Below are 26,607 nucleotides of genomic sequence, written 5' to 3' on the forward strand. Positions count from 1 at the left end.
GCATGTTTTTCAGTAGCCCTTTTAAGTTAAAGAAAAAAGGCATAATGGGTATGAATGAACGTAATAGCCGCTATATCGGCCGTTACAACCCTAGACGTTTATATCCTTTAGTGGATAATAAATTAAAAACTAAAATTATTGCGCGCGATGCAAATGTCACTACCCCTGCTCTTTTAGGTGTGATCACCATGCAAGCGGAAGTAGAAACTGTAGAACAATTCATTACTAATACTCCAGGCTTTGTAATAAAACCCGCTAAAGGCAGTGGTGGTAAGGGTATTCTTGTTATTACTAAAGTTGAAAATGGTCGCTATTATAAATCCAATGGTAATGAAGAAAGCCTTTCAGAGATCAAACGTCATGTAACGGATATCTTAGCGGGCTTATTCAGCTTAGGTGGTAGCGCAGATGTTGCGGTGATCGAAGGTTTAATTCAATTTGATAGTGCATTTGATGGTTTTAGCTTTGAAGGTGTTCCTGATGTACGTGTTATCGTATTTAAAGGTTTTCCTGTGATGGCAATGATGCGCCTTTCAACGGCCGCTTCCGATGGCAAAGCAAATTTACATCAAGGTGCTGTCGGTGTTGGCATTGATATCGCAACAGGAAAAGCCATTAATGCGGTTCAGTTCGACTTACCTGTTGAACGCCACCCTGACACAGATAAAGAGTTAAAATTGCTTGTAGTGCCTAACTGGGAACGTTTGATTTACTTAGCAGCTAGTTGCTACGAGATGACAGGGATGGGCTACCTAGGAACGGATATGGTATTAGATCGCGATTTAGGACCAATGCTATTAGAACTCAATGCTCGCCCTGGATTGGCTATTCAAATTGCTAATGGCACCGGCATCTTGCCTCGCCTTAAATTAGTGGAAAGTTTAAAGGATGCAGACAAAATGACCGTGGAAGAGCGCGTTGCTTTTTCTAAACAACATTTTGCAGAAACGCCCTTAATAGAAACAGAGTGAACATAATTAAATATTAAGTAGCATTCTTTTTAAAGGCTGACTCAGCACATACGAAAAAACCGATAACATATCCTGTTATCGGCTTTTTACTTTCATAAGCTAATCTTTGATTATTTATTTTTTAATGCATAAATCCGCATGCTCAGATTCGTCAGCAACTTCCTAAGCCATTGATTTACTGACTTTAAAAGTTATAAAAAAACCGAGTAAGCTCGGTTTTTCAAGGTATAACTAAAAGTTTTATATACTGTAGTTAAGTACTTAACTACTTAACTACTTAACTACTTAACTACTTAACTACTTAACTACTTAACTACTTAACCACTAGTATTTAGCTACTTAACAACAGTAAGAAACGATTTTTTGTTAGTACCTTTTGTATTAGTGCCTTTTGCATCTTGCTGTACTTGTTTCTTATCTTCAACGGCTTGCATAGGCGCATCATATTCATCATACGCTGGCTCATCGGGAAAAATAGTACCTGCGCCATTCTCACGCGCATAAATACCTTCAATAGCATACATAGGCACATAAACTTGTGTAGGTATGCCTGAGAATCGAGCATTAAAGGATAACGCATTATCATCTAATGAAAAATCAAGCACAGAGCGTGGCGCAATATTTAATACAATTTTGCCATTTTCTACAAATTGTAATGGTACATCAACATGTGGTTTGGTCGCATCGACAATTACATGAGGCGTGCATTCACTATCAACTATCCAGTCATAGAAAGCGCGCATTAAATAAGGACGTTGTACTAACATTTCCGACATATAAAATACCTACAAAATTAAGAATTAAGCACCGATACGGATTTCACGTTCAGTTTCAGTCATTGAAGCTTGGAAAGATTCACGTTCAAATACTTTAACCATATAACTCTTCAAGCCAGTTACATTGTCGTAACCTAAGTCAATTTTCAACTCAGGTAGACGCCATAGTAAAGGAGCCATATAACAATCAACAATCGTAAACTCTTCAGACATGAAATAAGCGAAATGTTCAAATACAGGTGCAACTTCAAGAATTTTAGCACGTAATTTTACACGAGCAGGCTCAGCTTTAGTTTCATTACCTGACATTATTAGTGCTACTAAAGGATACCATTCACTTTCAATACGTTGCATCAGTAAACGGCTTTTAGCACGTTCAACTGGGTATACAGGCATTAATGGTGGATGCGGGAAACGCTCATCTAAATATTCCATGATGATGCGTGAGTTATATAAAACCAATTCACGGTCAACTAATGTTGGAACATCACTATTTGGCGTTAACTCAGCTAACTCCTCAGATGGGTTCTCTTCGTCTACTGATGTGATGTCAACATTGACACCCTTTTCAGCTAATACGATGCGAGTTTGATGACTATATAAGTCAGATGGTCCTGAGAACAACGTCATTACTGAACGTTTATTTACAGCTACGGCCATGGAATACCCCTAGTAGTTAAAAAATTAAGTGTTTAAAAAACACAAACGGCAATGACGTCATAGTGACACCATTGCCGATAAGATAATAGAGAAAGTGTTGTGACGACTAGTGAATATCGCGCCAGTACTCTTTCTTCAATAAGTAACTCAGTACAAATAAGATAATTAAGAAACCAATTACCCAGAAACCTAAGCTTTGACGCTCTAGTTTATTCGGCTCACCTGAATAGACTAGGAAGTTTACCAGATCTAACACCGCTCGGTCATACTCATCGGATGACATCTCACCTGTACCGCTACTTTCAAGCCCGACAACGGTATGGTGTTCGACACCTTGCTCATCAACGTGAGTTTCAATAATAGCCGTTGGAATACCTTGCAGTTCTTCTAATACATGTGGCATACCCACATCTTTAAAGACAACATTATTTACGCCGAATGGACGATTAGGGTCTTTATAGAAAGAGCGTAAGTAAGTATATATCCAATCAGGGCCACGTAAACGGGCTTCTAAGGTTAAATCTAATGGTGCATTACCAAACCATTTAGCCGCATCTTTTTTATCCATGCTGTTTTTCATTAACTCGCCAATTTTACTATTTGTAAAAATTAGGTTGTCTTTCATTAACTGATCAGGAATCCCTAAATCAGTCGCAACACGTTGATAACGTTGATGTGCAGTTGAGTGACAAGCAGAACAGTAGTTCATGAATAATTTTGCACCATTTTGCAGTGAAGCTTTATCCGTTAAATCATAGTTAGCTTTATCTAAATGAATCGCTGCACCCGATGCAAATACTAAACTTGGTAAAAATGCCACTAAGGCGATCAATAATTTTTTCATTAGTGTGTCAACCTCGTTGGTAGTGGTTTGGTTTTTTCATTTTTACTGTACAAGAACAGTGCAATAAAGAATCCAAAATATCCGACAGATGCAATCTGTGCAATAAGCGTATATAACGGTGTTGCAGGTAAGGCACCTAGCACACCTAATACGATGAAACAGATAATGAACTGTGTAATATTTAGTTTATGAATCCAACTACGGTAACGTATTGATTTAACTTTACAGCGATCTAACCATGGTAATAAGAATAGGATCGCAATAGAGCCACCAAAGAACACAACACCAATTAATTTATCTGGAATCGCACGTAAAATGGCGTAATACGGCGTGTAATACCAAACTGGTGCAATGTGAGCAGGTGTTTTCAAACCATTTGCAGCTTCAAAGTTAGGTGGCTCAAGGAAGAAACCGCCGCCCTCTGGAATAAAGAATATCACTGCGGCAAAACAGATTAAGAATGCTGACACGCCCATGATATCTTTCACCGTAAAGTACGGGTGGAACGGAATTGCATCAATAATATCTTTTTTACCACTGTATTGTTTGTGGAACGTGAACTTGCCTTTAGCTTCTTCTGAGGCAGAACCTTTCTTCTGTTTAATCTCTACACCATCAGGGTTATTTGAACCCACTTCATGTAGGGCAACAATATGTAAGAAGACTAAGGCCACTAAAGCCAGTGGTAATGCCACCACATGTAATGCAAAGAAGCGGTTAAGCGTCGCACCAGAAATAACGTAATCACCTCGAATCCAAAGTGTTAGGTCATCACCAATAACAGGGATAGCACCGAATAATGAAATAATTACTTGCGCACCCCAGAAAGACATTTGTCCCCAAGGTAATAAGTAACCCATGAATGCTTCAGCCATCAACACTAAGAAGATCAACATACCGAAGATCCAAATTAATTCACGTGGTTTTTGATATGATCCGTAAATTAATCCACGAAACATATGTAAATAGATAACCACGAAGAAAGCAGATGCACCGGTTGAATGCATGTAACGCAATAACCAACCGTAAGGTACATCACGCATAATGTATTCAATTGACGCAAATGCACCTTCAGCAGAAGGGTTATAGTGCATTGTTAACCAGATACCTGTTAATAATTGATTAACTAGCACTAACATCGCTAATGAACCAAAAAAGTACCAAAAATTAAAGTTAACGGGTGTTGGATATTGCGCAAGATGTTTATTCCACGTTTCCGTCATTGGGATACGAGTATCGATCCAATCGATGCCGTCCATTACTAATTTTTTAAGCATTAGGCATCTCCTTTGTCTACGCCAATGAGAATATTTGTCTCATCCACATAATAATGCGGAGGGATCACCAAATTTAATGGTGCTGGTACGTTTTGGAATACACGTCCTGCCATATCGAATTTTGATCCATGACATGGACAGAAGAATCCAGACTCTACCCCTTCAACTTGCTCGTTGAATGAATCCGGTAGATAAGTTGGTGAACAACCTAAATGAGTACAAATACCAACAGCAAGGAATAAATCTGGTTTTAAAGAACGTCCAGCATTCTTCGCATATTCAGGTTGTTGAGGTTCTTTAGATTCAGGATCTCGTAATTTACTATCTAACGTAGCGAGTTCTTCAATTACTGTTGGTGTACGCGAGACAACCCATACAGGTTTACCTCGCCATTCAACACGAATTAACTGACCTGGCTGGATTTTGCTAATATCTACACTAACTGGCGCACCAGCAGCTTTAGCTTTTTCACTTGGACTCCAAGATTTCACAAAAGGTACTGCCACTGCAGCAGCCCCTATTCCACCAACAACTCCTGTTGTTAGTGTCAGAAACTTGCGACGACCAGAATTAACAGGCGCATTGCTCATTTAACCATCTCCATTGTGAGCTACTAAAAAAGCAGTTCAAAAAATACAAAACTGGGGGGTATACATCAATCCGTTGAATCATGAATTACGAATGTTTGCATAAAAACTCGCTGAATTTTAAAGAAGTCGCTTGCCATTTACAAGCCATTAACATTACTTTTGAGGGGGAAATACAAAAAAGCATGGCTTAATTGACCATGCTCTCATTAGATTTGCTCTGTAAGCAAGAAACGACTCAATTTTATCAGCTTAAACAGCACTATCCATAATTGAAGTTGCACCCGATTTTGCCATTTCAGCAAGATCTTTATCAATCCAATATAGCGCTTTACCATCTTCTCCAACTAAATCGATTTTATCTAAGATACCTTTAAATAATTTCTCTTCTTCGTGTTGTTCAGCAACATACCACTGTAAAAAATTAAATGTTGAATAATCATGAGTAGTGAAAGCGACATGCGTTAATTCATTTATTTTTCTAGTAATCAAACATTCATGTTCATAGGTTTCTTGAAATACTTCTTTCAATGATTTAAAACCTACAGGGGGCGCATCAATTGAGCCTAAAATAGGTAATGCACCTGTTTCACTAACGTAAGTAAATAAGCGATTCATATGCTCCATTTCTTCTGTTGCATGCTTACGCAACATTTCCGCAGCACCTTCATAACCTTTATCTTCACACCAAGCACTCATTTGTAAGTACAAGTTTGAAGAGTAGAACTCTAAGTTAATTTGCTCATTCAACTTTTCAACCATCGCCACGTTCAGCATTATTTTCTCCTCTTATTATTTATTGCCTAACCTTAAGGCTCATACCACTAAAAAACAAGCAAAAAAAAGCCCAGTATAAACTGGGCTTTTTTGCAATTCGTGAAAACGAAATTAACGTTTAGAGAATTGTGGACGTTTACGTGCTTTATGTAAACCGACTTTCTTACGTTCAACTTTACGAGCATCACGTGTTACAAATCCTGCACCACGTAATTCAGAACGTAATGTTTCATCAAACTGCATTAATGCACGAGTGATACCTAAACGGATTGCACCAGATTGACCAGTTGTACCACCACCTTTAACAGTGATGTTTAGGTCGAATTTCTCAGCAGAGTCTACTAACACTAATGGTTGACGAACAACCATACATGCAGTTTCACGACCGAAGTATTCATCTAAGTTACGTTTGTTGATAGTGATTTGACCACTACCTGCTTTCATAAACACACGAGCTGTAGAGCTTTTGCGACGACCTGTGCCGTAGTATTGATTTGCCATTGTTTTATATTCCTATTAGATGTCTAAAACTTGTGGTTGCTGTGCAGAATGTTGATGCTCAGAACCAGCATAAACTTTCAATTTACGGTACATTGCGCGGCCTAAAGGACCACGTGGTAACATACCATTTACAGCTTTTTCAATAACACGCTCAGGAGCACGTACGATTAAGTCTTCAAAGCTAATTGCTTTAATGCCACCGATGAAACCTGTGTGGTGGTAGTAAATTTTACCTTTAGCTTTGTTACCAGTTACAGTAACTTTCTCAGCATTGATAACGATAATGTAATCGCCAGTATCAACATGAGGAGTGTATTCAGCTTTATGTTTACCGCGTAAACGTAAAGCGATTTCAGTAGCTAAACGACCTAGTGTTTTACCTTCAGCGTCAACTACGAACCAGTCGCGTTTTACTTCAGCTGGTTTTGCAACAAAAGTTTTCATTAAGTTATACCCAAATTAATGATTTAAAAAAATATGACAGCATAATTGCAGTCAAAAATGTATTTTTCGCCTTTCCGTATCCCTTCGAATACGTCTAGCGTAAACAGATCCACCATAACAATTGGGGAGGTGGATAACGTGGGCGGCCATATTGTATAGAAAACAACAACAGAGATCACCTGTTTATTACATATTTATGTACAAGTTTTTAACAGGCAAGAATTTAGCATTATAAAAGCTTCATGGCGGACCTAAAATGCCTATCGCGATTACCCATAAAAACACATTATTTGAGTTCTACTTTTTGATGAAAATAGAACTCAAAATTTATAAAGCAAGGTCTATAAATCTAGGTGATGGGCTTTACTTAGGTAGGCTTTACTCTGCATTTCTAATAACCGAGAAACACAGCGCTGAAATTCAAAAGCAAGACGAGTTCCATGATATAGATCTAATACATCCACTTCTGCAGAAATAATAAGGACTACATTGCGGTCGTAAAATTCATCAACCATAGCAATAAAACGGCGTGTTAGATCGTTATGTTGGTCATCCATTTTAGGAATATTCGACACTAATACTGTTCGATATAAAATAGCCAGCTCGATATAGTCATGCACACTTCGAGGACCATCACACAGTTCCCTAAATTCAATGCTTAATGTATCGTTGCTAAAGGCGATTGTTTTTAGCGAACGGTCATTAATAACAATCGTTTGCTGATACTCTTTATCTCCGGCAGCAAAGGTTTCAAAACTACTTTTGATTTGAGTTTCTGCATTTTTATCTAACGGATAGTGATAAATTTCAGCTTCAATTAATCGTCCTAATCGATAGTCTTTTCCACCATCGAGGTTAAATATTTCACAATGCTGATTAATTAAATCAATCGCAGGTAGAAATCGCGCCCGTTGCAAGCCATTTCGATACAAATTGTTGGGATGTATATTAGAGGTTGCAACTAGTACGACTCCTTGTGCAAATAATGCCTCAAACATACCGGCTAATATCATTGCATCGGTAATATCTTCCACATAAAACTCATCAAAACAGATAATATCTGTTTTACTCGCAAACTGCTTAGCAATTTCTTTTAATGGGTCTGATTGCCCTTGCAATAAGGTTAACTGTTTATGGACTTGCAGCATGAAATGATGAAAATGTAAACGTTGCTTACGCTCTGTTTTGAGGCCATGAAAAAATAAATCGACAAGGTAAGTTTTACCGCGCCCTACTCCACCGTAAAAGTACAGACCTTTGATCTCGGATTTAGACGAGTTAGTGGTCTTGAATAGTCGTTGCAATAGTGAACTTTTTTGTACTGGCTTAGTCTGATTTTGTAATAAATCATCATATAACCGTTGTAACATAGTAACGGCTTGCAATTGAGCAGGATCTGCAAAAAAGTTGGGTTTTAATAAGTCGGCTTGATATAAAGAAAGTGGTGTCACATTAATGTCTTAATAATTCAGTAAGTTAATCTTTATATAACATATTTTGGCACTATTTAAATAGTACCAAAGGCAAACGGAAATAGGTTTTGCGGTTTATCTCTCGAAATACTGATGCAATGGTTAACAACTTAATAAAGGTTAGTAGTCACATTATTAAAAAAGTTGAAATGTCATCAATCATCATTATTATCTTTTATAATGAATAAATAACAGATGCTTTGAACATCATTTACAAGGAGCCCCAATGCGTGTTTTTAAACATTCCCTTTTATTGGTGATTTTAGTAATCACTAGCTTTAACTCCATTGCCGCCTTACCTAATAACATCAATGGTAAAGCATTACCTACACTCGCACCGCTGATTAAAAAAGTAAGTCCCGCCGTCGTTGATATTTCAGTGTTTGGTGAAAGCACAGCAACACCAGGTGTACCCAATGAGTTATTAGAATTTTTACAACCACAACGCCCTCCACAACAATTTTCAGGATTAGGTTCCGGTGTAATTATTGATGCACAGCAGGGATATATCATCACTAATTATCATGTAATTGAAAATGCAGATGATATCGTTATCAGTCTAACTTCAGGGCATCAATATAAAGCCACAGTGATTGGGCAAGACCCACAAAGTGATATTGCATTATTACAAATAAAAAGTAAGCAGCCTTTAGTTGCGATCACATTTGCAAACTCAGACCAATTGCAGGTCGGTGACTTTACCATCGCTATCGGCAACCCCTTTGGTTTAGGGCAAACGGTTACCTCGGGCATTGTCAGTGCATTAGGGCGAAGTGGTCTTAATTTACAAAACCTAGAAAACTACATTCAAACAGATGCAGCCATTAACAGCGGTAATTCTGGTGGTGCATTGCTTAACTTAAATGGCGAATTAATTGGTATTAATACTGCTATTTTGGGTCCTAATGGCGGCAACATTGGTATTGCTTTTGCTATTCCATCAAACATGGTTAAAAACCTCACACAACAATTATTGGAGTTTGGCGAAATTCGTCGAGGTATTCTAGGTATTAAGGGTGGGGAAGTGACACCAGATTTAGCTAAAAGCTTTTCATTAGATGTAACAAAAGGAGCCTTTATCTATCAAGTCACTCCTGATTCAGCTGCCGATAAAGCCGGTTTAAAAGCAGGAGATGTAATTACCGCGATCAATGGAACCGCTATAAAATCATTTGCAGCATTACGTGCAAAAATAGGAACGTTAAGTGCAGGCAAAAAAGTAAGCCTAAGCGTGATTCAGGACAATAAATATAAAAATATTAACGTTATATTAGGCGGCAACACAGCAACTGCAAAAGCAAAATTAACACCTATCCTGCCGGTTATTTTTGAAGGTGCGATCTTAAAGGATATAGCACCTGGGCAATCAGTCGTTGGCGTTAATGTAGTTGAAGTAAAACAAAACTCAATGGCAAGCCGTATCGGTTTACTTGAAGATGATAAAATAATAGCGGTTAATAAGACTGCGATCAGTAATCAAGCGGAACTTGTTTCTGCACTGGAGCAAGCCCAAAATATGAGAGCATTAAATATAATGCGGAATAACCGACTCATTTATATTATTTTGGACTAGGCTCAACTAGAAAATGTAATAAATTTACAGAAATTTACAAAAACTTAGATAAATATCTGCTTAATTTGGATAAATATCTACTTAACGGAGATTTATTGATCATAAATCATTTTTTATTCAAAAAATTCTTGTAAAATACGCGCCCTAAAGAATAAAAAAGAAAATTAAAGAAAACTATAAATAATATAAGTAATAAAAGCACAATCACTCTTGGAGAAAAGACGGTGAGAAAAACTAAAATTGTATGTACGATAGGTCCAAAATCAGAATCTAAAGAAATGTTAACAAAACTAGTTGAGAACGGCATGAATGTAATGCGTCTTAACTTTTCACACGGTGACTTCATCGAACATGGTACTCGAATTACACGTATCCGCGAAGTGTGTGAAGAAACTGGTAAAAATGTTGCTGTTCTTTTAGATACTAAAGGTCCAGAAATCCGTACTGTCAAATTAGAAAACGGTAATGATGTATTATTAACTGCAGGTCAAGAATTCACACTTTCTACAGACCAAACAATCGTTGGTGATAACACTATCGTTGCAGTAACTTACGAAAACTTAACAAAAGATCTTGTTATTGGAAACACTGTATTGTTAGACGATGGTCTAATTGAAATGACAGTAAAAAGCATCACTGATACTAATGTTATCTGTACAGTAATGAATACGGGTGAGCTAGGCGAAAACAAAGGTGTTAATCTACCTGGTGTTAAAGTTCAACTACCTGCATTGTCTAAGAAAGATAAAGGCGATTTAATCTTTGGTTGTGAGCAAGATGTCGATTTCATTGCAGCATCATTTATTCGTAAGAAAGAAGACGTACTAGAAATTCGTGAGCTATTAAAAGCAAATGGCGGCGAAAACATTCAAATCATCTCTAAAATTGAAAACCAAGAAGGCGTTGATAACTTTGATGAGATCCTAGCGGTTTCTGACGCAATCATGGTTGCTCGTGGTGATTTAGGTGTTGAGATTCCGGTTGAAGAAGTAATTTTTGCACAAAAAATGATGATTGAGAAAGCAAATAAAGCACGTAAGCCTGTTATTACAGCAACTCAAATGCTTGATTCAATGATCAAAAACCCACGTCCAACACGTGCTGAAGCTGGTGATGTTGCGAATGCAATTATCGATGGTACTGATGCAGTAATGCTTTCAGGCGAGTCAGCTAAAGGTAAATACCCTGCAGAAGCAGTGGAAATTATGGCTTCTATCTGTGCACGTACTGACAGTGTACTTCACCCAGTAGTAGAAGAAAAAGATGCGGACCTTCGTATTACTGAAGCAGTATGTAGCGGTGCAGTTAAAAATGCAGAGCAACTAGGTGCTAAATTAATTATCGTTGCGACAGGTGCAGGTAAATCAGCACGTTCAATTCGTAAATATTTCCCATCAATGCCTATTTTAGCACTAACTAGTAATGCTAAAACTCGTCAACAATTAGCATTAACTAAAGGTGTTTCTGCAAAAGTTATCGAACAACAAGCATCAATGGAAGAGTTCTACAAATTAGGTATGGATTTAGCTAAAGAGCAAGGTTTAGTAGTTACTGGCGATAAAGTCGTGATGGTAACTGGTGCGCTAGTTTCTTCTGGTACAACTAATACTTCTTCTGTACACGTTATTTCTTAATGATTAGTCGCTATTTGAGCGATTGAAATAAGAAAATAAATTAATCAAACATCGCTTCAGGGCGATGTTTTTTTTTGTGCAAATTCCCATTAATTAAAAACTAATTTTCCGTCTGTGCATAGTTTTCTATATACTAAGCTTCCATTTTTTGTATTCATTACCCATTAGTCAAAAATATGAAGCTAATACAATACGTTAATTATCTAGTTAAACCTGTTCTGTGGGGGTTATTTCTTGCCGCGCTGATTATTTATGGGCCAAAAATATATAAGAGCTTAGAAAATGATCGCAGTTATAAACCTGCACTTATTAGTTACTCAGATGCAGTAAAAAAAGCAGCACCATCAGTTGTTAACATATACTCTCAGCAATATATAGACTCTAGTGTGGGATCCAAACAACAGTTACAACCTACGGGATTAGGCTCGGGCATTATCCTTGATAAGAGAGGTTATATTGTCACTAATCACCATGTTATCTCTGAGGCAGATCAAATCTTAATTGCTTTACAGGACGGTCGCTTATTCACGGCTAATGTCATTGGTAGTGATGTGATCACTGACCTAGCAGTATTACAAATTGAAGCAAACAACCTTCCAGTGATCCCACAAAACTCTGATTATATTGCAGAAATCGGAGATCTAGTCTTAGCTATTGGCAATCCTTACAATCTTGGCCAAACCATTACTCAAGGCGTGATCAGTGCAACTGGTCGCAGCGGAATGAGCAGCACAGGACGACAAGACTTTATTCAAACCGACGCTGCGATTAATGAAGGCAATTCCGGTGGTGCATTGATCAATAGTTACGGAGAACTGGTTGGCATTAATACGTCAGAATTTTACACAGGTACACGTAATGTGACTTACGGTATTAGCTTTGCAATCCCCTACCGTCTAGTAAAATTTGTAATGCAGAGTCTAATTCAAGATGGCCGAGTAATTCGTGGTTCATTAGGCATTGAAGCGGAGAATTTAGATCCTTTACTAGCTCGCTTATGGGGGCTAGAGGCTAAAAATAGTATTATAGTTAAAAAAATAATCGACAACGGACCAGCACAAAAAGCCGGCATGCAAAAGAATGACATTATTCTAAAAATTGATGATAAAGATGCAATTAACTTAATTGTAACGATGGATAAAATAGCTAAAATTAAACCTGGCTCTGCAACAAAAATAACAATCTTAAGAGAGGGTAAAGAACAAGTCCTTGATGTCATGATTGGTGAATTGCAACAATAAAGCGAACAATAATATGTCTGATTTTAGATCAGGCATAAGCAGCTATGACAACTATATTCACTAAAATAACCAAAGCAGCTAAAGAATCTACGGCAACTAAAACAACCAAAGCAACTACAAGTCCCTCAGTAACTAAAACAACCAAAGCAACTACAACACCTTCACTGACTAAAATAAGTAAAACAGCTACGACAATTTCAGTACTAAAGTAGCCAAATTAGCTACTTCATTCTGTTAATAAAGCCCAAGCATGATCCATTATTCGTAAAAATTAGATAATAAAAAAGAAAGCCTTAGCTTTCTTTTTTATCTGTCTCATCAATAGCGAGAATACGCTATATCAATTAAGACTCTACACGACGCATTTTTGCGCCCAATGGAATCAATTTATCTTCAATCGCTTCATAGCCACGGTCTATATGATAAATTTCATCAACAATTGTTTCGCCCTGTGCAATTAAACCAGCAATAACAAGGCTAGCAGATGCGCGTAAATCAGTTGCCATAACGATTGCCCCGCTTAACTTATCATTATCACCACAAATAGCTAAATTGCCATCTAGCTCGATATTAGCGCCCATACGAATTAATTCAGGTACGTGCATAAAGCGGTTTTCAAAGATATTTTCTTTGATACGACCTGTGCCTGGTGCAACCGTATTAAGTAGCGTAAATTGTGCTTGCATATCCGTTGGGAACGCAGGATGTGGAGCAGTCGTAATATTAACTGATTTTAAAGTACGACCAGTCATATCAACTTCAATCCAGTCATCACCGGTTGTCACTAATGCACCTGCTTCTTCAAGCTTAGACAGAACAGCGGTTAATAGCTGAGGATCAGTTTTGACACAACGTACTTTACCGCCACTCACTACACCAGCAACTAAAAAGGTACCGGTTTCAATGCGGTCAGGTTGTACTTGATAAGTGCAGTCACCTAGAGTCTCAACACCTTCAATAGTAATGGTATCAGTACCAGCACCTGATATTTTACCACCCATACCATTAATGAAATTAGCAAGATCAACAATTTCTGGCTCTTTCGCTGCATTTTCAATGGTAGTAACACCTTCGGCTAACGCAGCAGCCATCATTAAGTTGCCCGTACCTGTTACGCTCACTAGGTCCATGTATAAATGACAACCTTTTAACCGTCCGTCAACACGTGCTTTAATAAAGCCGTCTTCAACTTTGATTGTGGCACCCATTTGCTCTAAACCGTGAATATGTAGATTCACAGGGCGAGCACCAATTGCACAACCACCAGGTAGCGAGATATCTGCTTCACCAAAACGCGCAACCAATGGTCCTAATGCTAAAATAGAAGCGCGCATACTTCTTACTAACTCATAAGAAGCGGTGTAATTTTTAACGCCTTTAGCATTAATTTTTACAGTGTGCTTATCCTGTTGTGTGGTTGCACCAAGTTCTTGCAACAACTCAAGCGTTGTAGAGATATCTTTTAATAGAGGTACATTACTTAATGTAATATCACCTTCAGATAATAAAGTAGCAAATAGGATTGGTAATGCGGCATTTTTTGCCCCAGAAATAGTTACCTCGCCATTTAACTGGCAGCCACCTTGAATAATAAATTGACCCATGAAAATCCTTATTAACCTACTAAATAAAATGTTTTTGTTTTTGCCACTCATCTGGCGTTAATGCTTTAATGGTTAACGCATGAATTGCATTAGTAGCAATATCATCCGCTAAATGAGCATAAATTGTTTGTTGTTTTTTAACACGACTCATGTCAATAAACATCTCACTTACTGCGATCACTTGAAAAGTGCCACTTTCCCCTTTAACAATACAAACATCTAATGTTAAAGCTTGCTCCAATTTCTCTTTAATTGTTTCTGTATTCATAATAAACCACTATTTTTCAAAAAGGTTTTCTACACCATAAAGCTCAGCGAGAATGCGTAATTTGTCCGAAGCATTAATCAACTTCAGCGCAGGGTATTTGGTTTTAATTTGCACTAAGTAAGCGACACCAGCGGAATCAATTTTATTTATTTGAGATAAATCGACATTATTAACCGTTTGGTAAGTCTCTATCGCAGGGTAAGTTTGCTCACTTAAATTAGCGAGCAATAAATCTAGACTAAGCAACAGGTCGTTGCTCATGATACAAACTCACTATTTTTCTCTAATAGTAGTTTGATCACTTCATCAATCCCTTGTTTCTGGATCAATGGTCGTAATTCAGATTTTTTGGTATCTAACATGCTGACACCTTCCGCAATCACATCAAAAACTTTCCATTCACCTGTTTTTGAATTGTTACGCAATTTAAAATCTAATTGCGTTACTTGTCCATTATTGTCGGTCATTCTAACAGGAATACTGACAATTTTCTTACCCTTAAAGTTATTAATATCAAGTATCAACAGTGATTGTTGCTCGTATTTACCTAATATGTGTCCATAAGCATTGATTAAATATGCAAGAAAAGCATCTACAAATTGTTCACGCTGTTCAGGGGTGGTATTTTTTAAATTAGGCCCTACCACACTATAGGCAGTGTATTTGTAATCAAAGAAAGGGATAAGTTCCTCTTTGATGATCACTTTAATATATTCAGGCTCACTCTGTAAGCGGCTTTTTTCATCGTTTAAGCGCTTAAACGTGGTCGTTGAGACTGAATGTAGTACTTGATTAGGGTTGGTAATGTCACTCTCACTTGCGATCAGTGAAAATGATAGAGAATATAAAAATGCAAAAACATAAATAAATAAACGCATTAGTCGTCCTTATTATTAATAGAGTAAATAAACTGCCCAATTAGGTCTTCAAGCACTAATGCAGACTTAGTATCTTCAACCATGTCACCGTTGGCTAACATTTCAATACCGTCATCGATAAAACCAGGTTTAATACCGACATATTGCTCACCTAATAAACCAGAAGTTAAAATGGCAAGTGAAGAAGTTTCTGGATAAAAACCTTGTTTTTCAAACATTGAAAGTGTCACTAGCGGTGTATAAGACTCTTTATCTAAGGTAATAGATTCCACACGGCCAACAACAACACCACCTAATTTAACCGGTGCACGAGGTTTCAACCCACCGACATTATTAAAATTAGCTTGTAACGTATAACTATTACCTTCACCTTTAAATGATAGTCCTGCAACACTAAATGCTAACACGACAAAAGAGGCTATCGCTGCAACAACAAATAATCCGACCCATATTTCTAATTTTTTCTGTGGCATTTTAGCCTCCAAACATAATAACAGTTAGTAAAAAATCCATTCCTAAAACGAGTAATGAAGCTAACACCACGGTTTTTGTGGTTGCTCTACTAATGCCCTGTGCATTAGGGATAACGTGAAAGCCATTAAATAAAGCAACCCAAGTAACAATAACAGCAAAGATCAGACTTTTGATTATACCATTGAGCACGTCGGGACCGAAATTAACACTGCCTTCCATTACCGACCAGAAAGCACCACCATCTATTCCCATCCAGCTCACACCAATTAAATATCCGCCCCAAATAGCCACCACATTAAAAATAAGTGTTAATAAAGGTAATGCCACCACACCAGCAATGAGTCGAGGTGCAATAACACGTTTTAATGGCGACACCGCCATCATTTCCATGCTCGCAATTTGCTCTGTACTTTGCATAAGGCCAATTTCAGCAGTTAACGCAGATCCAGCTCTTCCCGCAAATAACAATGCTGCAACCACAGGCCCTAATTCGCGTAATAATGATAGCGCGACCATACTGCCTAAACTTTCTTCCGCTGCATAATCCACTAAAACATAATAACCTTGTAAACTCAGCACCATACCAATAAACAAGCCAGCTGTAACAATAATAGGCAAGGATAAAATACCTAAATGATATAGTTGATTAATAAACAAACTAAATAATTTAGGATGAGGTTTAGTAAACAACGTACGATAAAACATCAACGCTGATTTCCCGGCACCCTCGATTTGTTGTAAAGTAAATGCACCAATATTTTGTAACAATTGCAGTCCCCCTTGTAGCATTATAAATTCGCCTTTTCTAAGTCTGCTTGGTAATCATCAGCAGGCATATGAAATGGAACAGGACCTTGCACTGCACCGGCTAAAAATTGTTGTAATAATGCATTATCTTTTTGCGCTAACACTTCCTCGACAGAGCCTTCAGCGATGATTTTTTTCTCTGCAAATACATACACATTGTCGGCAATCGAAAGTACCTCGTTGACATCATGGGAAACAATAATAGAAGTCAAACCTAAGGTATCATTAAGTTGTTTAACTAGTTTCAATAATACATTCATTGAAATAGGATCTTGACCAGTAAAGGGCTCATCATACATGACCACTTCAGGATCCAGTGCAATCGCACGCGCTAACGCAATACGCCTTGCCATCCCTCCTGACAATTGCGAAGGATGCAGATCCTTTGCACCACGTAAACCGACCGCATTCAATTTCATTAACACTAATGTTGTTAAGAGCTTTTCGTCTAACTGAGTATGTTCTCGTAGCGGAAAAGCGACATTTTCAAATACCGTGAGATCATTAAATAAAGCACCGCTTTGAAATAACATGCCCATTTTTTTTCTAACGTCATAAAGCGCTTTTTGCGAGCATTGGTGAATAGATGTGCCATTAAAAATGACCTCGCCACTGTCCGCGGGGATCTGTCCACCGATTAATTTTAATAGAGTAGTTTTACCTATTCCACTTGGCCCAAGCACGGCAGTAATTTTACCTCGTTCAAATTGCATATCGAGGTTATCAAATATTTTCTTTTGCTGGCGCGAGAAACTAAGTTGATTAATAACAATGTGTGATGTTGGCATGAATACATTTTCTCTAAGGAAACGAAAGCTCAGTCTAATAATTCAGACAAGAAAGGCAATTAATAATCGACTATAAAGTCAGTAAAGTATCAATTTAGAGCGAATTTACCCCATAAAGTTCTAAAAAAGCAAAAATTAGTCGAAGAATAGCGGTTATTTTCAATTATCATAGGCTGTTCTTTGTTTTCATTATTTACTTAGTTAGTAAATTAATTAAATAATCTAAGTATTAGTATTGTTTACGCTATTTAATAATAAGCAGTCTTGTTATGATGACAGTTAAATACTCAAGTAAACAATGCTCGCCTTAATGTACACATTTTGATATTTTTACCCTTAAATCACCACCTATTTAAAAAAGAGCCTATAAATGATCGATACACCCTATGGAAAAATCAGCACAACTAATTTTCAACGAGCACAAAAAATAAAACTTTTTGTTTGTGATGTAGATGGTGTTTTTTCAGATGGTCGGATTTATATGGGAAATGACGGCGAAGAATTAAAAGCATTTCATACAAAAGATGGTTTTGGATTAAAAGCGATCATGCAACAAGGTATTGATGTTGCCATTATTACAGGCAGAGAATCTAACATCGTAAAAAATAGAATGACGGCATTGGGTATTAAACATATTTTTCAAGGTAAAGATGACAAGTTAACGGTTTATCAGTCATTACTTGAACAATTACAATTAACACCTGAGCAAACGGCCTATATCGGCGATGATGTTGTGGATTTGCCTGTCATGGTACTTTCTGGATTAGGTGTTGCTGTCAATGATGCTCATCCGTTGGTTATTCAGCAGGCAGATTTAGTGACAACGATTAAAGGCGGATTTGGTGCGGTACGTGAAATATGTGACCTATTCCTACAATGCCATGGTCAACTATCTATGACGCAAGGTAAAAGTGAATAAATGAATAAACGTCAAAGCATTCCTTTTATTGCTTTAATCGTCGCCTTTGTATTTTGGGTGTATATTAAACCAGAAACAGAGGCGCCCTCATTACCTGAACACCATCCAAGTTATATCGCCGATGATGTTACAAGCCAGCATTATGATCAACTAGGGTTCAATGATTATCGTGTTTTTGCAGATAAGATGACTAACTATTCGGAAGATGAGTCAACTCATTTTGAGTCGCCTAAAGTAATCGTTTATAACAAAAACACACAAACCGGTGTCGTTTCTACATGGCAATTAACTAGCCTAAAGGGTACGTTAACGGATAAATATAAATTAGTACTTTCAGGTGAAGTATTGATTGAAAACTTAAGTAAAGATCAGATTGTACAAACAATGTCTACCGATGAAGCCACGGTAATGCTAGATAGTAAAATTATCACCACGCCATTACAAGTCGACTGGACTGGGCCACAAATGCGCCAGCAAGGCGTTGGAATGTGGGCATCGATGGAAACAGAAGAAATGACACTTAATTCGAATACAAAAGCGGTATATTTTAATGAATCTAAATAAATTAGCAGTTTCACTTATTACTATCACATTGTTCAGTGCAAGCACCCTAGCATTAGAATCTGATTTTGATCAAGCGATCCATGTTTCATCGGTAAAACAGCATGCAAACATGAAGAGCAATACTGTCATTTTCACAGATGAAGTTTTACTCACACAAGGCTCGATTAAAATTACAGCCGATAAGCTTACTGTTGTGCGTGGTAATAAACCTAACCATGAAACGATGATAGCAGAAGGTAATGTGGCTACTTTTCATCAAACGCAGGATGATGGAAAACCCCTAGATGCTCAAGCAAAACATATTCTCTATGATGTCGCGAAAGGCACCATAACCTTGACTAAAAATGCGCAGGTAAAACAACTAGATAGCCAAATTAATGGCGCTAAAATTGTTTATTTTTTAGAATCTCAAGAACTTAATGTCAGCACCGATAAAGCAAAACAAGAACGGGTTCAAACAGTTTTTTTACCCGCTCAATTTGAAAAAGATAAAACTAAAAAGTCATCTAATTCCTCTACACCAAAAACAATAGAAGAGGAAAAATAACGATGGCTGAATTACGTGCGACGGGATTAGTAAAAAGCTATAAAGGCCGAACTGTTGTTAACGGTGTAGGGTTAACCGTTAAAACAGGTGAAATCGTAGGGTTATTAGGGCCTAACGGTGCAGGTAAGACCACCTCATTTTATATGGTTGTTGGCTTAGTGAAACAAGATCAAGGCTCTATTATCATTGATGATCAAGATATATCCAGTGATCCTATGCATATTCGCGCGCAAAAAGGTATTGGTTATTTACCACAGGAAGCTTCTATCTTTCGTCGTTTAACTGTGACAGAAAATATCATGGGTATTCTGCAAACCCGTAAAGAATTAACGCAGGCTGAGCGAGACGAGAAATTGAATACGCTACTCGAAGAGTTTCATATTACTCATATTCGAGATAATAAAGGCATGAGCTTATCAGGTGGCGAACGACGCCGTGTTGAAATTGCACGTGCACTGGCTACTGAACCCAAATTTATTTTACTCGATGAACCCTTTGCTGGTGTCGATCCTATTTCGGTTATTGATATTAAGAATATTATCCAACAGTTGCGAGACCGTGGGTTAGGTGTGTTAATTACAGATCATAATGTACGTGAAACCTTGGATGTGTGTGAGCACTCTTATATCGTAAGTCACGGAGAAATTATAGCTATTGGGACGCAAGACGAAATATTAGCAAACGATCATGTAAAACGCGTTTATCTAGGTGAAGAATTTAAACTTTAAGGTATAGTTATTTTTAATTGAGCAATAAGTTCTAGGAATATATGTTTTGATGAAACAAGGTTTACAATTGAAAATGGGTCAGCAATTAGCGATGACCCCTCAATTACAACAAGCAATAAAATTGTTGCAGCTTTCAACACTCGATCTACAACAAGAGATTCAAAACGCGCTAGATTCCAATCCTCTTTTAGAACAAGACGATCAAACGGGCTCAGAAGAAACAGTCAAAGAATCTGACAGTAGCCAACTTGATACTTCTGACGCTATCTCACAACAAGAATTTTCCGATGATTTACCGGCAGAAAAAGAGTGGGAAGAGTCTTACACGTCAACACCTATTACAGGCACTAGCTCCAATGCTGTAGCCTATGATGGTGAAGACTCCGTTTACCAAGGTGAGTCCTCAACTTCATTACAGGATCACTTGTTATGGCAAATGCAACTCACTCCCTTTACTGAAACCGACCAAGTCATTGCCATGGCGATTATTGATTCCATTGATGAATCCGGTTATTTAACGACAAGTTGTGACAGTATTTTAGAAAGTTTAGAAGCAGATCTTGAAGGCTTAGAGTTGGATGAAGTTGAAGTTGTATTAAAGCGCATTCAACATTTTGACCCGCTAGGCGTTGCCGCACGTTCAACACAAGAATGCTTGCAAATTCAACTACGCCAATTACCCGTTACCACTCCTTGGCGTGAAGAAGCTATTTTAATTCTTGAGCTATATATGGAGTTACTCGGTAATCGAGACTATCGAACATTAGCCAGAAAAAGCAAATTCAAAGAAAGCCAACTATCTGAAATAATGCGCTTAATTCAGAGCCTAGAACCGAGGCCTGGTAACAGCATTGAAACCAGTGAAACGCAATATATAGTGCCTGATGTTTATGTTAAGAAAATTAACGGCCAGTGGCGTGTTTCATTAAATCAAGATTGTGACCCTAACTTATCTATAAATGAACAATATGCTAGCCTTTGTAAAGGTAATATCAGTAAAACAGATTCACAATTTATCAAAGGTCATTTACAAGAGGCAAAATGGTTTATTAAAAGCTTAGAAAGCCGTAATGAAACTTTATTAAAAGTATCTAACTGTATTGTTCAACAGCAACAAGCCTTTTTCGAATATGGCGATGAATCCATGAAACCTATGGTATTAAATGATGTTGCCTTTGAAGTAGAAATGCATGAATCGACTATATCCCGAGTGACAACACAAAAATTTATGCACACTCCTCGCGGTATTTATGAATTAAAATTTTTCTTTTCAAGTCATGTCGCAACCGATGGTGGTGGCGAATGTTCATCAACGGCAATTCGTGCATTAATTAAAAAATTAGTCGCAGCAGAGCCGACAAATAAACCCTTAAGTGATAATAAAATAACACAATTATTGGAAGAAAAAGGTATTCAGGTTGCACGACGCACCATTGCAAAATACCGTGAATCTTTAGGTATTCCGCCTTCTAACCAACGTAAACAATTACTTTAAATAGTGAGCAATGCAAATAAAAATGAGATTAACTATAGTCATTTAATACTAACCTGCTAAACTCGCGCGTTCGTTAAATACAGTTAAATATATTATGAAAATATCTACTTTATTAAATAAAGATTCAGTCTTCTGCCAAACGGCATGCACCAGTAAAAAAGGTGCATTAGAAAAAATCAGTATTATTGCTGCACAACAATTAAATTTAGATGCTCAGGAATTATTCGAAAGTTTAATTGCCCGCGAAAAAATTGGCTCTACTGGTGTAGGTTCTGGCATTGCTCTCCCTCATGTTAAAATATCTAGCGACTCCCCTGCGACAGCTGTATTTTTACAATGTGAATCAGGCATCGATTATGATTCATATGATGGTAACAAAGTAGATATATTATTTGCTATATTTGTTCCAGAGGATCTGTGTAAAGAATACCTTGCTGCGCTGTCAGAAATAAGCCAAAAGCTGTTAGATAAGCAATTTCTGCGTCAATTACGTTGCGCAAAGACTAATGAAGAGCTATTTGAGTTATTAACCCTATAAAATTTTAGGAGAACATATGAAGTTAATTGTTATTAGTGGTCGGTCAGGCTCAGGAAAAACAATTGCCCTCCATGTCCTGGAAGATTTAGGTTACAACTGCATTGATGGGGTCCCGTATCAATTATTAGAACAATTAGTTGATACGGTAGCTCCTAAAGATAACAAAGTAGCAGTCAGTTTAGACATCCGCAATATGCCCTCTGACGTTGATGCAATAAAAAAACTGATTGAGTCGCTGCAACAAAAAGTCGAATTAGAAATTATCTATATCGACGCATTAACCAGTGAATTAATTAGACGTTATAGCGAAACTCGACGTTTACACCCACTGTCTAAGCAAAAGTTATCTTTATCTCAGGCCTTAGAGTTAGAAAATGAAATGCTTGCTCCTTTAAAAGCATTGGCCGCTTTTTCAATTGATACCACCTCGCTCTCCGTCCACAACCTAAATGAACACCTTAAGATTTACTTGCAAGGCTCTAGTAAAAGCAATGTATTAGTGATTTTTCAATCTTTTGGGTTTAAACACTTGCACCCTGAAGACGCTGATTATATTTTTGATGTCCGTTTTCTGCCTAACCCTTACTGGGAAAAGAATTTAAAACAATATTCTGGCAAGGACAAACTGATCCAAGATTATTTGAATACATTTCCTTTAGTCAAAGAAACAATCACGAATATAGAAAACTTGTTTCTTACTTGGTTACCACATTTAGAACAAAACAACAGAAACTATGTAACAATCGCTATCGGTTGTACCGGTGGTAGACACCGTTCAGTTTATGTTACAGAGCAAATAGCAGCCCGTTTCAAACACAAATACCAAGTACAAATTGAACATAAATGTTTAAAGGAGTAATTCCTGTTGGATATCATTAAGCAAACAATTACAATACAAAATAAATTAGGTCTGCACACTCGAGCAACCATCAAATTAGTTGAACTCGTCAATGCTTTTGATGCGCAAATTATCATCACTCATAATGGTAAACAAGCTGATGCTGGTAGTGTTTTAGGATTATTAGTATTAGAAACGTGTTTTGGTCAAGAAATTGAAATTGAAGCGAAAGGCCCAGAAGCAAAACAAGCGATGCAAGCCGTCACAGAACTCATTGAAAATAAGTTCTTAGAAGAAGAATAGTAAAAAGGAGTTCGTATGCTGGAAAACACTAAGGTTGATAATACCCAGCTACGACTTAAAGAAGTTAATAAAGCACTCGATAGTGGAATGTTTGTCCGAGCACGTAGTATTTTGGACAAAATGCCAGCCTGTGATGTTGCCTTTCTATTAGAGTCCTCTCCCCCTGCTAACCGTAAAGTATTATGGAATTTAACTGACCATGATCAACACGGGGAAATCCTCGAAGAATTAAACGAAGATGCAAAAGATGGCATCATTAATTTAATGGGCACCGATAATCTAGTCGCAGCGACTGAAGGTATGGAAACCGATGGCTTAGCCTATGTCCTTCGTGGTATTCCCGATACAGTTTACCGTGCTGTATTAGAGCAAATGGATGCTCAAGATAGACAACGAGTCGAATTAGCTCTGGCCTTTCCAGAAGATACCGCCGGTTCAATGATGAATACCGATACGGTAACCGTTCGTCCCGATGTCACTATCGAAGTGGTTTTACGCTATTTACGTTTAAAAGGTTCACTTCCAGATACTACGGATGCCTTGTACGTAGTCGACACTGATAACAAATTACTCGGTGATGTTTCTCTATCAACCTTACTTACCGTTGAACCAACCTCAATTATTAGCGATGTGATGAATCATGACACTGAACCACTACAAGTGTTAATGGAAGAAAATGAAATAGCAAAACTATTTGAACGGCATGATTGGATTTCAGCGCCCGTTATCGATAATAATAAGCAACTGCTAGGTCGTATTACCATCGATGATGTCGTTGATATCATTCGAGAGAATGCAGAACATTCAATGATGGGTATGGCGGGTATGGATGACGATGAAGATACCTTCGCTCCCATTTTACCCAGTGCTAAACGTCGTACGGTTTGGTTATCAGTTAACTTGATTGCCGCTTTTATCGCCGCTTCTGTTTCCAATATGTTTGAAGCCACTTTAGAGCAAGTAGCAACACTTGCTGTATTAATGACCATTGTTCCTAGTATGGGCGGTATTGCCGGTAATCAAACCTTAGCCTTAGTCATACGCGGCATTGCCGTTGGACACATAAGTAGTAGTAATACGCGCTGGTTAATTGGTAAAGAAGCCGCCATTGGCCTATTAAATGGTATGATTTGGGCAGTGTTAGTAGCTACTGCGGTTGTTCTATGGAAAGGTGATATGCAAGTTGGTTATATTATTGCTGGCGCGATGTTCATCAATCTTTCAATTGCAGGTGTTGCGGGCGTATGTATTCCGCTATTGATGCATAAATATAAAATAGACCCTGCATTAGCGGGTGGTATGGCATTAACAACGGTAACGGATGTTATTGGTCTATTCTCATTCTTAGGAATGGCTACATTAGTATTACGCCACTAGTCCTATTTTTTAAAGATTCGATATAACTTCAAAAGGTAAGATTTAAAATTTAGCCGAAATAAACAACCATTTACTTTTTTAATTAAAGTAAATGGTTGAAATAAATAACTGTCTATTTGTTATCATTTTTAGCGATGACAGGATCAGATAAAGTCTAACCAAGATTCTAATAAATTCAAAAAGTCTTCCAAGCCACATTCAGCTTGGATTTCTTGATCATAAAAATTCAAGTCATTTGCATCCTCTAAATCAGACTCTGAATGATGTAAACTATGATTGATGATACTTGCTTCTTCTGTATTTAAGTATAAACAAAACTCACTACCTATTAATTTATACTCTTTCATTTCACGTTGTTGTAGTTTTTTAATCACAGTAATTAATGTTTCTACCCAGTCTTTCTTTTGACCCTCTTGCTCTAACCAAGTCCCAAATGCTTCATGACCCATGGACAGTTTCACTGTCGCTTTATCACTGAAATAGTCTTTTTTAAAGTCAAATTCCATTACGTTAATCTCTTTTGATTTATTTAATAGCAGAAGTATAAACAGTTTTAGAATAGCTGCATGGAAATTTATGCGAAACCATAAGTTAATAGTTTTGATGGGTAATAGTAGTCGTTAATGAATATCAATGATATTTTAGGCAAAAAAAAACCTTTGCTGATGCAAAGGCTTTTTTTATATATACGTTAACTACTAAGAGTTAACTGCTACCTTTAGTTGTGCAGTTGCCACAACATTAGTTGGTATTAATTCATAAGCAGCTTGTGGTTTTAAAACAACATTAGATTTACTTGCTACCATCAACATTTGTTTCAAACGGTTTGATTCAAATGGTTTTAACAATAAACCTTGAACGTCTAATAGGCTATTTAACCCTAATAACTCACGTTGTACGTCGTGGTGAGAGTTTAGGATGCTAATATCAGCAGATGCTGATGTTTGACCAGTACGAATTGATTTAATTAACTCGATACCAGAGCAATCAGCTAATAATGCATCAACAATGATTAAATCGAAATCCTGTAGGGCGATTGAACGCTCTGCTTCTACGCGAGTAGCAACACCTTCAACATAAGAAACATTCAATGCTTCAAGTTGTTCAATCAGTTGAATACGACCTTCAGCTTCACCTTCAACGACTAATACTTTCATATTTGTAATCGCGTTTGCAGTTAAATCGCCTTGAGCCATTGGAGATACTGTACTTTCAGAAACAGCTAACCCTTCCATACGCGCAATGTAGCCACGCTTAGGGATAGTAGAAATGTTTAAACCATGAAGACTTAAAGTACCTACACTCTTGCGTAGTTGAGATATATGTTGGTTGATAGTATGGTCTGTAACTAGACGTCCCCATACATGTTGAGCAAGATCTTCGCGAGTAACCACTGTGTTTACGTTTTTACATAGAAAATGTAAAAGTGATGTACGCAATGGACCTAAATAAACTTTTCGACTTCCGTGTATTAAACTGTTTTGGCTTGTATCAATGTGGAATTCACCCACAACTAAACTTTTTTCTAACATAATAATAGTACCCATTTTTTGTTTTATATAAATGCCAATCTCTGTGGATTTGACCATTTTTTATTTTAATTTTCGGACTGCTTGAGCAATCTCTTATAGAATCTCAAACATATTATCAAATTAACATAAAAACACAAACGTATTTCATGATCATCATAATTTTGTAATAATTTTATCATAAACATTTACT

General features: G+C 37.3%; 32 protein-coding genes. 14 read left to right on the forward strand and 18 right to left on the reverse strand.

The genetic code is table 11. The features are described 5' to 3' along the window. The first annotated feature begins 2 nt into the window (after positions 1-2). Positions 3-971 carry an alpha-L-glutamate ligase-like protein gene (locus GQR44_RS07780; protein ID WP_166370963.1) on the forward strand — a complete coding sequence of 323 codons (969 nt, stop codon included), beginning with the start codon at positions 3-5 and terminating at the stop codon, positions 969-971. 335 nt (positions 972-1,306) lie between these two features. Here the strand turns inward: GQR44_RS07780 and GQR44_RS07785 are convergent, their stop codons facing one another. The 9 genes from GQR44_RS07785 to zapE all read right to left on the reverse strand — a co-directional run bounded on the left by GQR44_RS07785 (position 1,307) and on the right by zapE (position 8,288). Further along, positions 1,307-1,738, reverse strand: a complete 432-nt coding sequence (locus GQR44_RS07785; RefSeq protein ID WP_205963006.1) for a ClpXP protease specificity-enhancing factor — start codon at positions 1,736-1,738, stop codon at positions 1,307-1,309. A 33-nt stretch (positions 1,739-1,771) separates the two neighbouring features. Continuing rightward, positions 1,772-2,407 (reverse strand): stringent starvation protein SspA, encoded by a 636-nt coding sequence (gene sspA, locus GQR44_RS07790; protein WP_166370967.1) that lies wholly within the window; start codon positions 2,405-2,407, stop codon positions 1,772-1,774. Between the two features lie 106 nt (positions 2,408-2,513). Next, entirely contained in the window at positions 2,514-3,251 is a 738-nt protein-coding gene (locus GQR44_RS07795) for a cytochrome c1 (protein WP_166370969.1), read from the reverse strand. After that, a complete protein-coding gene (locus GQR44_RS07800; protein WP_166370971.1) occupies positions 3,251-4,528 on the reverse strand; it encodes a cytochrome bc complex cytochrome b subunit in 1,278 nt (425 codons plus the stop codon). Before GQR44_RS07800 ends, GQR44_RS07795 begins: the two co-directional genes overlap by 1 nt. Continuing rightward, positions 4,528-5,118 (reverse strand): ubiquinol-cytochrome c reductase iron-sulfur subunit, encoded by a 591-nt coding sequence (petA, locus tag GQR44_RS07805; RefSeq protein WP_166370973.1) that lies wholly within the window; start codon positions 5,116-5,118, stop codon positions 4,528-4,530. The genes GQR44_RS07800 and petA overlap by 1 nt, the downstream gene beginning before the upstream one ends. Before the next feature lie 249 nt (positions 5,119-5,367). Beyond that, positions 5,368-5,892 (reverse strand): non-heme ferritin, encoded by a 525-nt coding sequence (gene ftnA, locus GQR44_RS07810; protein ID WP_166370975.1) that lies wholly within the window; start codon positions 5,890-5,892, stop codon positions 5,368-5,370. Between the two features lie 111 nt (positions 5,893-6,003). Then, the gene (gene rpsI / locus GQR44_RS07815; protein ID WP_025565144.1) at positions 6,004-6,393 is read right to left on the reverse strand and encodes a 30S ribosomal protein S9; all 390 of its coding nucleotides are present in this window, start codon (positions 6,391-6,393) and stop codon (positions 6,004-6,006) included. A gap of 15 nt (positions 6,394-6,408) precedes the next feature. After that, positions 6,409-6,837 (reverse strand): 50S ribosomal protein L13, encoded by a 429-nt coding sequence (gene rplM / locus GQR44_RS07820; RefSeq protein ID WP_028867510.1) that lies wholly within the window; start codon positions 6,835-6,837, stop codon positions 6,409-6,411. Between the two features lie 341 nt (positions 6,838-7,178). Next, complete coding sequence (gene zapE / locus GQR44_RS07825; RefSeq protein ID WP_166370977.1) at positions 7,179-8,288, reverse strand: cell division protein ZapE; 1,110 nt, start codon at positions 8,286-8,288, stop codon at positions 7,179-7,181. Positions 8,289-8,535: 247 nt separating this feature from the next. Here zapE and GQR44_RS07830 point away from each other — a divergent pair, with 247 nt between their 5' ends. The 4 genes from GQR44_RS07830 (at position 8,536) to GQR44_RS07845 (ending at position 12,969) form a co-directional block, all read left to right on the forward strand. Then, entirely contained in the window at positions 8,536-9,882 is a 1,347-nt protein-coding gene (locus GQR44_RS07830) for a DegQ family serine endoprotease (protein WP_166370980.1), read from the forward strand. A 224-nt stretch (positions 9,883-10,106) separates the two neighbouring features. Further along, positions 10,107-11,516 (forward strand): pyruvate kinase PykF, encoded by a 1,410-nt coding sequence (pykF, locus tag GQR44_RS07835; RefSeq protein ID WP_166370982.1) that lies wholly within the window; start codon positions 10,107-10,109, stop codon positions 11,514-11,516. A 176-nt stretch (positions 11,517-11,692) separates the two neighbouring features. Next, positions 11,693-12,757: an outer membrane-stress sensor serine endopeptidase DegS gene (gene degS / locus GQR44_RS07840; RefSeq protein WP_166370984.1), complete on the forward strand. Its 1,065-nt coding sequence runs from the start codon at positions 11,693-11,695 to the stop codon at positions 12,755-12,757. A 44-nt stretch (positions 12,758-12,801) separates the two neighbouring features. Beyond that, complete coding sequence (locus tag GQR44_RS07845; RefSeq protein WP_166370986.1) at positions 12,802-12,969, forward strand: hypothetical protein; 168 nt, start codon at positions 12,802-12,804, stop codon at positions 12,967-12,969. 132 nt (positions 12,970-13,101) lie between these two features. Here GQR44_RS07845 and murA read toward each other — a convergent pair whose 3' ends face one another. Genes murA through GQR44_RS07880 form a run of 7 tightly spaced genes read right to left on the reverse strand, consistent with a single transcriptional unit; the run spans position 13,102 to position 17,576 of the window. Next, on the reverse strand, positions 13,102-14,361 hold the full coding sequence (murA, locus tag GQR44_RS07850) for a UDP-N-acetylglucosamine 1-carboxyvinyltransferase (protein ID WP_166370988.1): 1,260 nt from the start codon (positions 14,359-14,361) through the stop codon (positions 13,102-13,104). Between the two features lie 19 nt (positions 14,362-14,380). Next, positions 14,381-14,629 (reverse strand): BolA/IbaG family iron-sulfur metabolism protein, encoded by a 249-nt coding sequence (locus GQR44_RS07855; protein ID WP_166370990.1) that lies wholly within the window; start codon positions 14,627-14,629, stop codon positions 14,381-14,383. A 9-nt stretch (positions 14,630-14,638) separates the two neighbouring features. After that, complete coding sequence (locus tag GQR44_RS07860; RefSeq protein WP_166370992.1) at positions 14,639-14,890, reverse strand: hypothetical protein; 252 nt, start codon at positions 14,888-14,890, stop codon at positions 14,639-14,641. Continuing rightward, complete coding sequence (locus GQR44_RS07865) at positions 14,887-15,507, reverse strand: ABC transporter substrate-binding protein (RefSeq protein ID WP_166370994.1); 621 nt, start codon at positions 15,505-15,507, stop codon at positions 14,887-14,889. The genes GQR44_RS07860 and GQR44_RS07865 overlap by 4 nt, the downstream gene beginning before the upstream one ends. Continuing rightward, on the reverse strand, positions 15,507-15,980 hold the full coding sequence (gene mlaD / locus GQR44_RS07870) for an outer membrane lipid asymmetry maintenance protein MlaD (protein ID WP_166370996.1): 474 nt from the start codon (positions 15,978-15,980) through the stop codon (positions 15,507-15,509). Before mlaD ends, GQR44_RS07865 begins: the two co-directional genes overlap by 1 nt. Position 15,981: 1 nt before the next feature. After that, complete coding sequence (gene mlaE / locus GQR44_RS07875; RefSeq protein ID WP_166370998.1) at positions 15,982-16,770, reverse strand: lipid asymmetry maintenance ABC transporter permease subunit MlaE; 789 nt, start codon at positions 16,768-16,770, stop codon at positions 15,982-15,984. Continuing rightward, the gene (locus GQR44_RS07880) at positions 16,770-17,576 is read right to left on the reverse strand and encodes an ATP-binding cassette domain-containing protein (protein ID WP_166371000.1); all 807 of its coding nucleotides are present in this window, start codon (positions 17,574-17,576) and stop codon (positions 16,770-16,772) included. Before GQR44_RS07880 ends, mlaE begins: the two co-directional genes overlap by 1 nt. 370 nt (positions 17,577-17,946) lie before the next feature. Between GQR44_RS07880 and kdsC the strand changes: the two genes are divergently transcribed. The 9 genes from kdsC to mgtE all read left to right on the forward strand — a co-directional run bounded on the left by kdsC (position 17,947) and on the right by mgtE (position 24,885). Next, the gene (gene kdsC / locus GQR44_RS07885; RefSeq protein ID WP_166371002.1) at positions 17,947-18,495 is read left to right on the forward strand and encodes a 3-deoxy-manno-octulosonate-8-phosphatase KdsC; all 549 of its coding nucleotides are present in this window, start codon (positions 17,947-17,949) and stop codon (positions 18,493-18,495) included. Beyond that, positions 18,496-19,059 (forward strand): LPS export ABC transporter periplasmic protein LptC, encoded by a 564-nt coding sequence (lptC, locus tag GQR44_RS07890; protein WP_166371004.1) that lies wholly within the window; start codon positions 18,496-18,498, stop codon positions 19,057-19,059. Continuing rightward, positions 19,046-19,606 carry a lipopolysaccharide transport periplasmic protein LptA gene (gene lptA / locus GQR44_RS07895; protein WP_166371006.1) on the forward strand — a complete coding sequence of 187 codons (561 nt, stop codon included), beginning with the start codon at positions 19,046-19,048 and terminating at the stop codon, positions 19,604-19,606. Before lptC ends, lptA begins: the two co-directional genes overlap by 14 nt. Then, positions 19,603-20,334 (forward strand): LPS export ABC transporter ATP-binding protein, encoded by a 732-nt coding sequence (gene lptB, locus GQR44_RS07900; RefSeq protein ID WP_299660652.1) that lies wholly within the window; start codon positions 19,603-19,605, stop codon positions 20,332-20,334. The genes lptA and lptB overlap by 4 nt, the downstream gene beginning before the upstream one ends. 49 nt (positions 20,335-20,383) lie before the next feature. Further along, positions 20,384-21,829 carry an RNA polymerase factor sigma-54 gene (locus GQR44_RS07905; protein WP_166371010.1) on the forward strand — a complete coding sequence of 482 codons (1,446 nt, stop codon included), beginning with the start codon at positions 20,384-20,386 and terminating at the stop codon, positions 21,827-21,829. Positions 21,830-21,923: 94 nt separating this feature from the next. Next, positions 21,924-22,367, forward strand: coding sequence for a PTS IIA-like nitrogen regulatory protein PtsN (ptsN, locus tag GQR44_RS07910; protein ID WP_166371012.1), 444 nt, complete (start codon positions 21,924-21,926; stop codon positions 22,365-22,367). Between the two features lie 16 nt (positions 22,368-22,383). Continuing rightward, complete coding sequence (rapZ, locus tag GQR44_RS07915; RefSeq protein WP_166371014.1) at positions 22,384-23,226, forward strand: RNase adapter RapZ; 843 nt, start codon at positions 22,384-22,386, stop codon at positions 23,224-23,226. Between the two features lie 6 nt (positions 23,227-23,232). Then, positions 23,233-23,508: an HPr family phosphocarrier protein gene (locus GQR44_RS07920; protein ID WP_028867492.1), complete on the forward strand. Its 276-nt coding sequence runs from the start codon at positions 23,233-23,235 to the stop codon at positions 23,506-23,508. Between the two features lie 15 nt (positions 23,509-23,523). Next, entirely contained in the window at positions 23,524-24,885 is a 1,362-nt protein-coding gene (gene mgtE, locus GQR44_RS07925) for a magnesium transporter (RefSeq protein ID WP_166371016.1), read from the forward strand. Between the two features lie 143 nt (positions 24,886-25,028). Here mgtE and GQR44_RS07930 read toward each other — a convergent pair whose 3' ends face one another. Both GQR44_RS07930 and GQR44_RS07935 read right to left on the reverse strand, forming a co-directional pair. Beyond that, positions 25,029-25,391 carry a YacL family protein gene (locus GQR44_RS07930; protein ID WP_166371018.1) on the reverse strand — a complete coding sequence of 121 codons (363 nt, stop codon included), beginning with the start codon at positions 25,389-25,391 and terminating at the stop codon, positions 25,029-25,031. Between the two features lie 192 nt (positions 25,392-25,583). Further along, positions 25,584-26,417 (reverse strand): winged helix-turn-helix domain-containing protein, encoded by an 834-nt coding sequence (locus GQR44_RS07935; RefSeq protein ID WP_166371020.1) that lies wholly within the window; start codon positions 26,415-26,417, stop codon positions 25,584-25,586. Between the last annotated feature and the right edge of the window lie 190 nt (positions 26,418-26,607).

It is taken from the genome of Psychromonas sp. SA13A (assembly GCF_011378715.1).
Taxonomy (GTDB): Bacteria; Pseudomonadota; Gammaproteobacteria; order Enterobacterales; family Psychromonadaceae; genus Psychromonas.

Excerpts from the sequence above, each read along its gene's own strand:
- rplM (WP_028867510.1), bottom strand. The coding sequence starts at position 6,837 with ATGAAAACTTTTGTTGCAAAACCAGCTGAAGTAAAACGCGACTGGTTC.
- murA (WP_166370988.1), bottom strand. The coding sequence starts at position 14,361 with ATGGGTCAATTTATTATTCAAGGTGGCTGCCAGTTAAATGGCGAGGTA.
- GQR44_RS07795 (WP_166370969.1), bottom strand. The coding sequence starts at position 3,251 with ATGAAAAAATTATTGATCGCCTTAGTGGCATTTTTACCAAGTTTAGTA.
- GQR44_RS07860 (WP_166370992.1), bottom strand. The coding sequence starts at position 14,890 with ATGAGCAACGACCTGTTGCTTAGTCTAGATTTATTGCTCGCTAATTTA.
- degS (WP_166370984.1), top strand. The coding sequence starts at position 11,693 with ATGAAGCTAATACAATACGTTAATTATCTAGTTAAACCTGTTCTGTGG.
- GQR44_RS07785 (WP_205963006.1), bottom strand. The coding sequence starts at position 1,738 with ATGTTAGTACAACGTCCTTATTTAATGCGCGCTTTCTATGACTGGATA.
- kdsC (WP_166371002.1), top strand. The coding sequence starts at position 17,947 with ATGATCGATACACCCTATGGAAAAATCAGCACAACTAATTTTCAACGA.
- GQR44_RS07780 (WP_166370963.1), top strand. The coding sequence starts at position 3 with ATGTTTTTCAGTAGCCCTTTTAAGTTAAAGAAAAAAGGCATAATGGGT.
- lptC (WP_166371004.1), top strand. The coding sequence starts at position 18,496 with ATGAATAAACGTCAAAGCATTCCTTTTATTGCTTTAATCGTCGCCTTT.
- mlaE (WP_166370998.1), bottom strand. The coding sequence starts at position 16,770 with ATGCTACAAGGGGGACTGCAATTGTTACAAAATATTGGTGCATTTACT.
- lptA (WP_166371006.1), top strand. The coding sequence starts at position 19,046 with ATGAATCTAAATAAATTAGCAGTTTCACTTATTACTATCACATTGTTC.
- ptsN (WP_166371012.1), top strand. The coding sequence starts at position 21,924 with ATGAAAATATCTACTTTATTAAATAAAGATTCAGTCTTCTGCCAAACG.
- sspA (WP_166370967.1), bottom strand. The coding sequence starts at position 2,407 with ATGGCCGTAGCTGTAAATAAACGTTCAGTAATGACGTTGTTCTCAGGA.
- GQR44_RS07880 (WP_166371000.1), bottom strand. The coding sequence starts at position 17,576 with ATGCCAACATCACACATTGTTATTAATCAACTTAGTTTCTCGCGCCAG.
- GQR44_RS07905 (WP_166371010.1), top strand. The coding sequence starts at position 20,384 with ATGAAACAAGGTTTACAATTGAAAATGGGTCAGCAATTAGCGATGACC.
- ftnA (WP_166370975.1), bottom strand. The coding sequence starts at position 5,892 with ATGCTGAACGTGGCGATGGTTGAAAAGTTGAATGAGCAAATTAACTTA.
- GQR44_RS07930 (WP_166371018.1), bottom strand. The coding sequence starts at position 25,391 with ATGGAATTTGACTTTAAAAAAGACTATTTCAGTGATAAAGCGACAGTG.
- GQR44_RS07865 (WP_166370994.1), bottom strand. The coding sequence starts at position 15,507 with ATGCGTTTATTTATTTATGTTTTTGCATTTTTATATTCTCTATCATTT.
- mgtE (WP_166371016.1), top strand. The coding sequence starts at position 23,524 with ATGCTGGAAAACACTAAGGTTGATAATACCCAGCTACGACTTAAAGAA.
- mlaD (WP_166370996.1), bottom strand. The coding sequence starts at position 15,980 with ATGCCACAGAAAAAATTAGAAATATGGGTCGGATTATTTGTTGTTGCA.
- rapZ (WP_166371014.1), top strand. The coding sequence starts at position 22,384 with ATGAAGTTAATTGTTATTAGTGGTCGGTCAGGCTCAGGAAAAACAATT.
- rpsI (WP_025565144.1), bottom strand. The coding sequence starts at position 6,393 with ATGGCAAATCAATACTACGGCACAGGTCGTCGCAAAAGCTCTACAGCT.
- GQR44_RS07800 (WP_166370971.1), bottom strand. The coding sequence starts at position 4,528 with ATGCTTAAAAAATTAGTAATGGACGGCATCGATTGGATCGATACTCGT.
- GQR44_RS07845 (WP_166370986.1), top strand. The coding sequence starts at position 12,802 with ATGACAACTATATTCACTAAAATAACCAAAGCAGCTAAAGAATCTACG.
- GQR44_RS07830 (WP_166370980.1), top strand. The coding sequence starts at position 8,536 with ATGCGTGTTTTTAAACATTCCCTTTTATTGGTGATTTTAGTAATCACT.
- GQR44_RS07935 (WP_166371020.1), bottom strand. The coding sequence starts at position 26,417 with ATGTTAGAAAAAAGTTTAGTTGTGGGTGAATTCCACATTGATACAAGC.
- GQR44_RS07855 (WP_166370990.1), bottom strand. The coding sequence starts at position 14,629 with ATGAATACAGAAACAATTAAAGAGAAATTGGAGCAAGCTTTAACATTA.
- petA (WP_166370973.1), bottom strand. The coding sequence starts at position 5,118 with ATGAGCAATGCGCCTGTTAATTCTGGTCGTCGCAAGTTTCTGACACTA.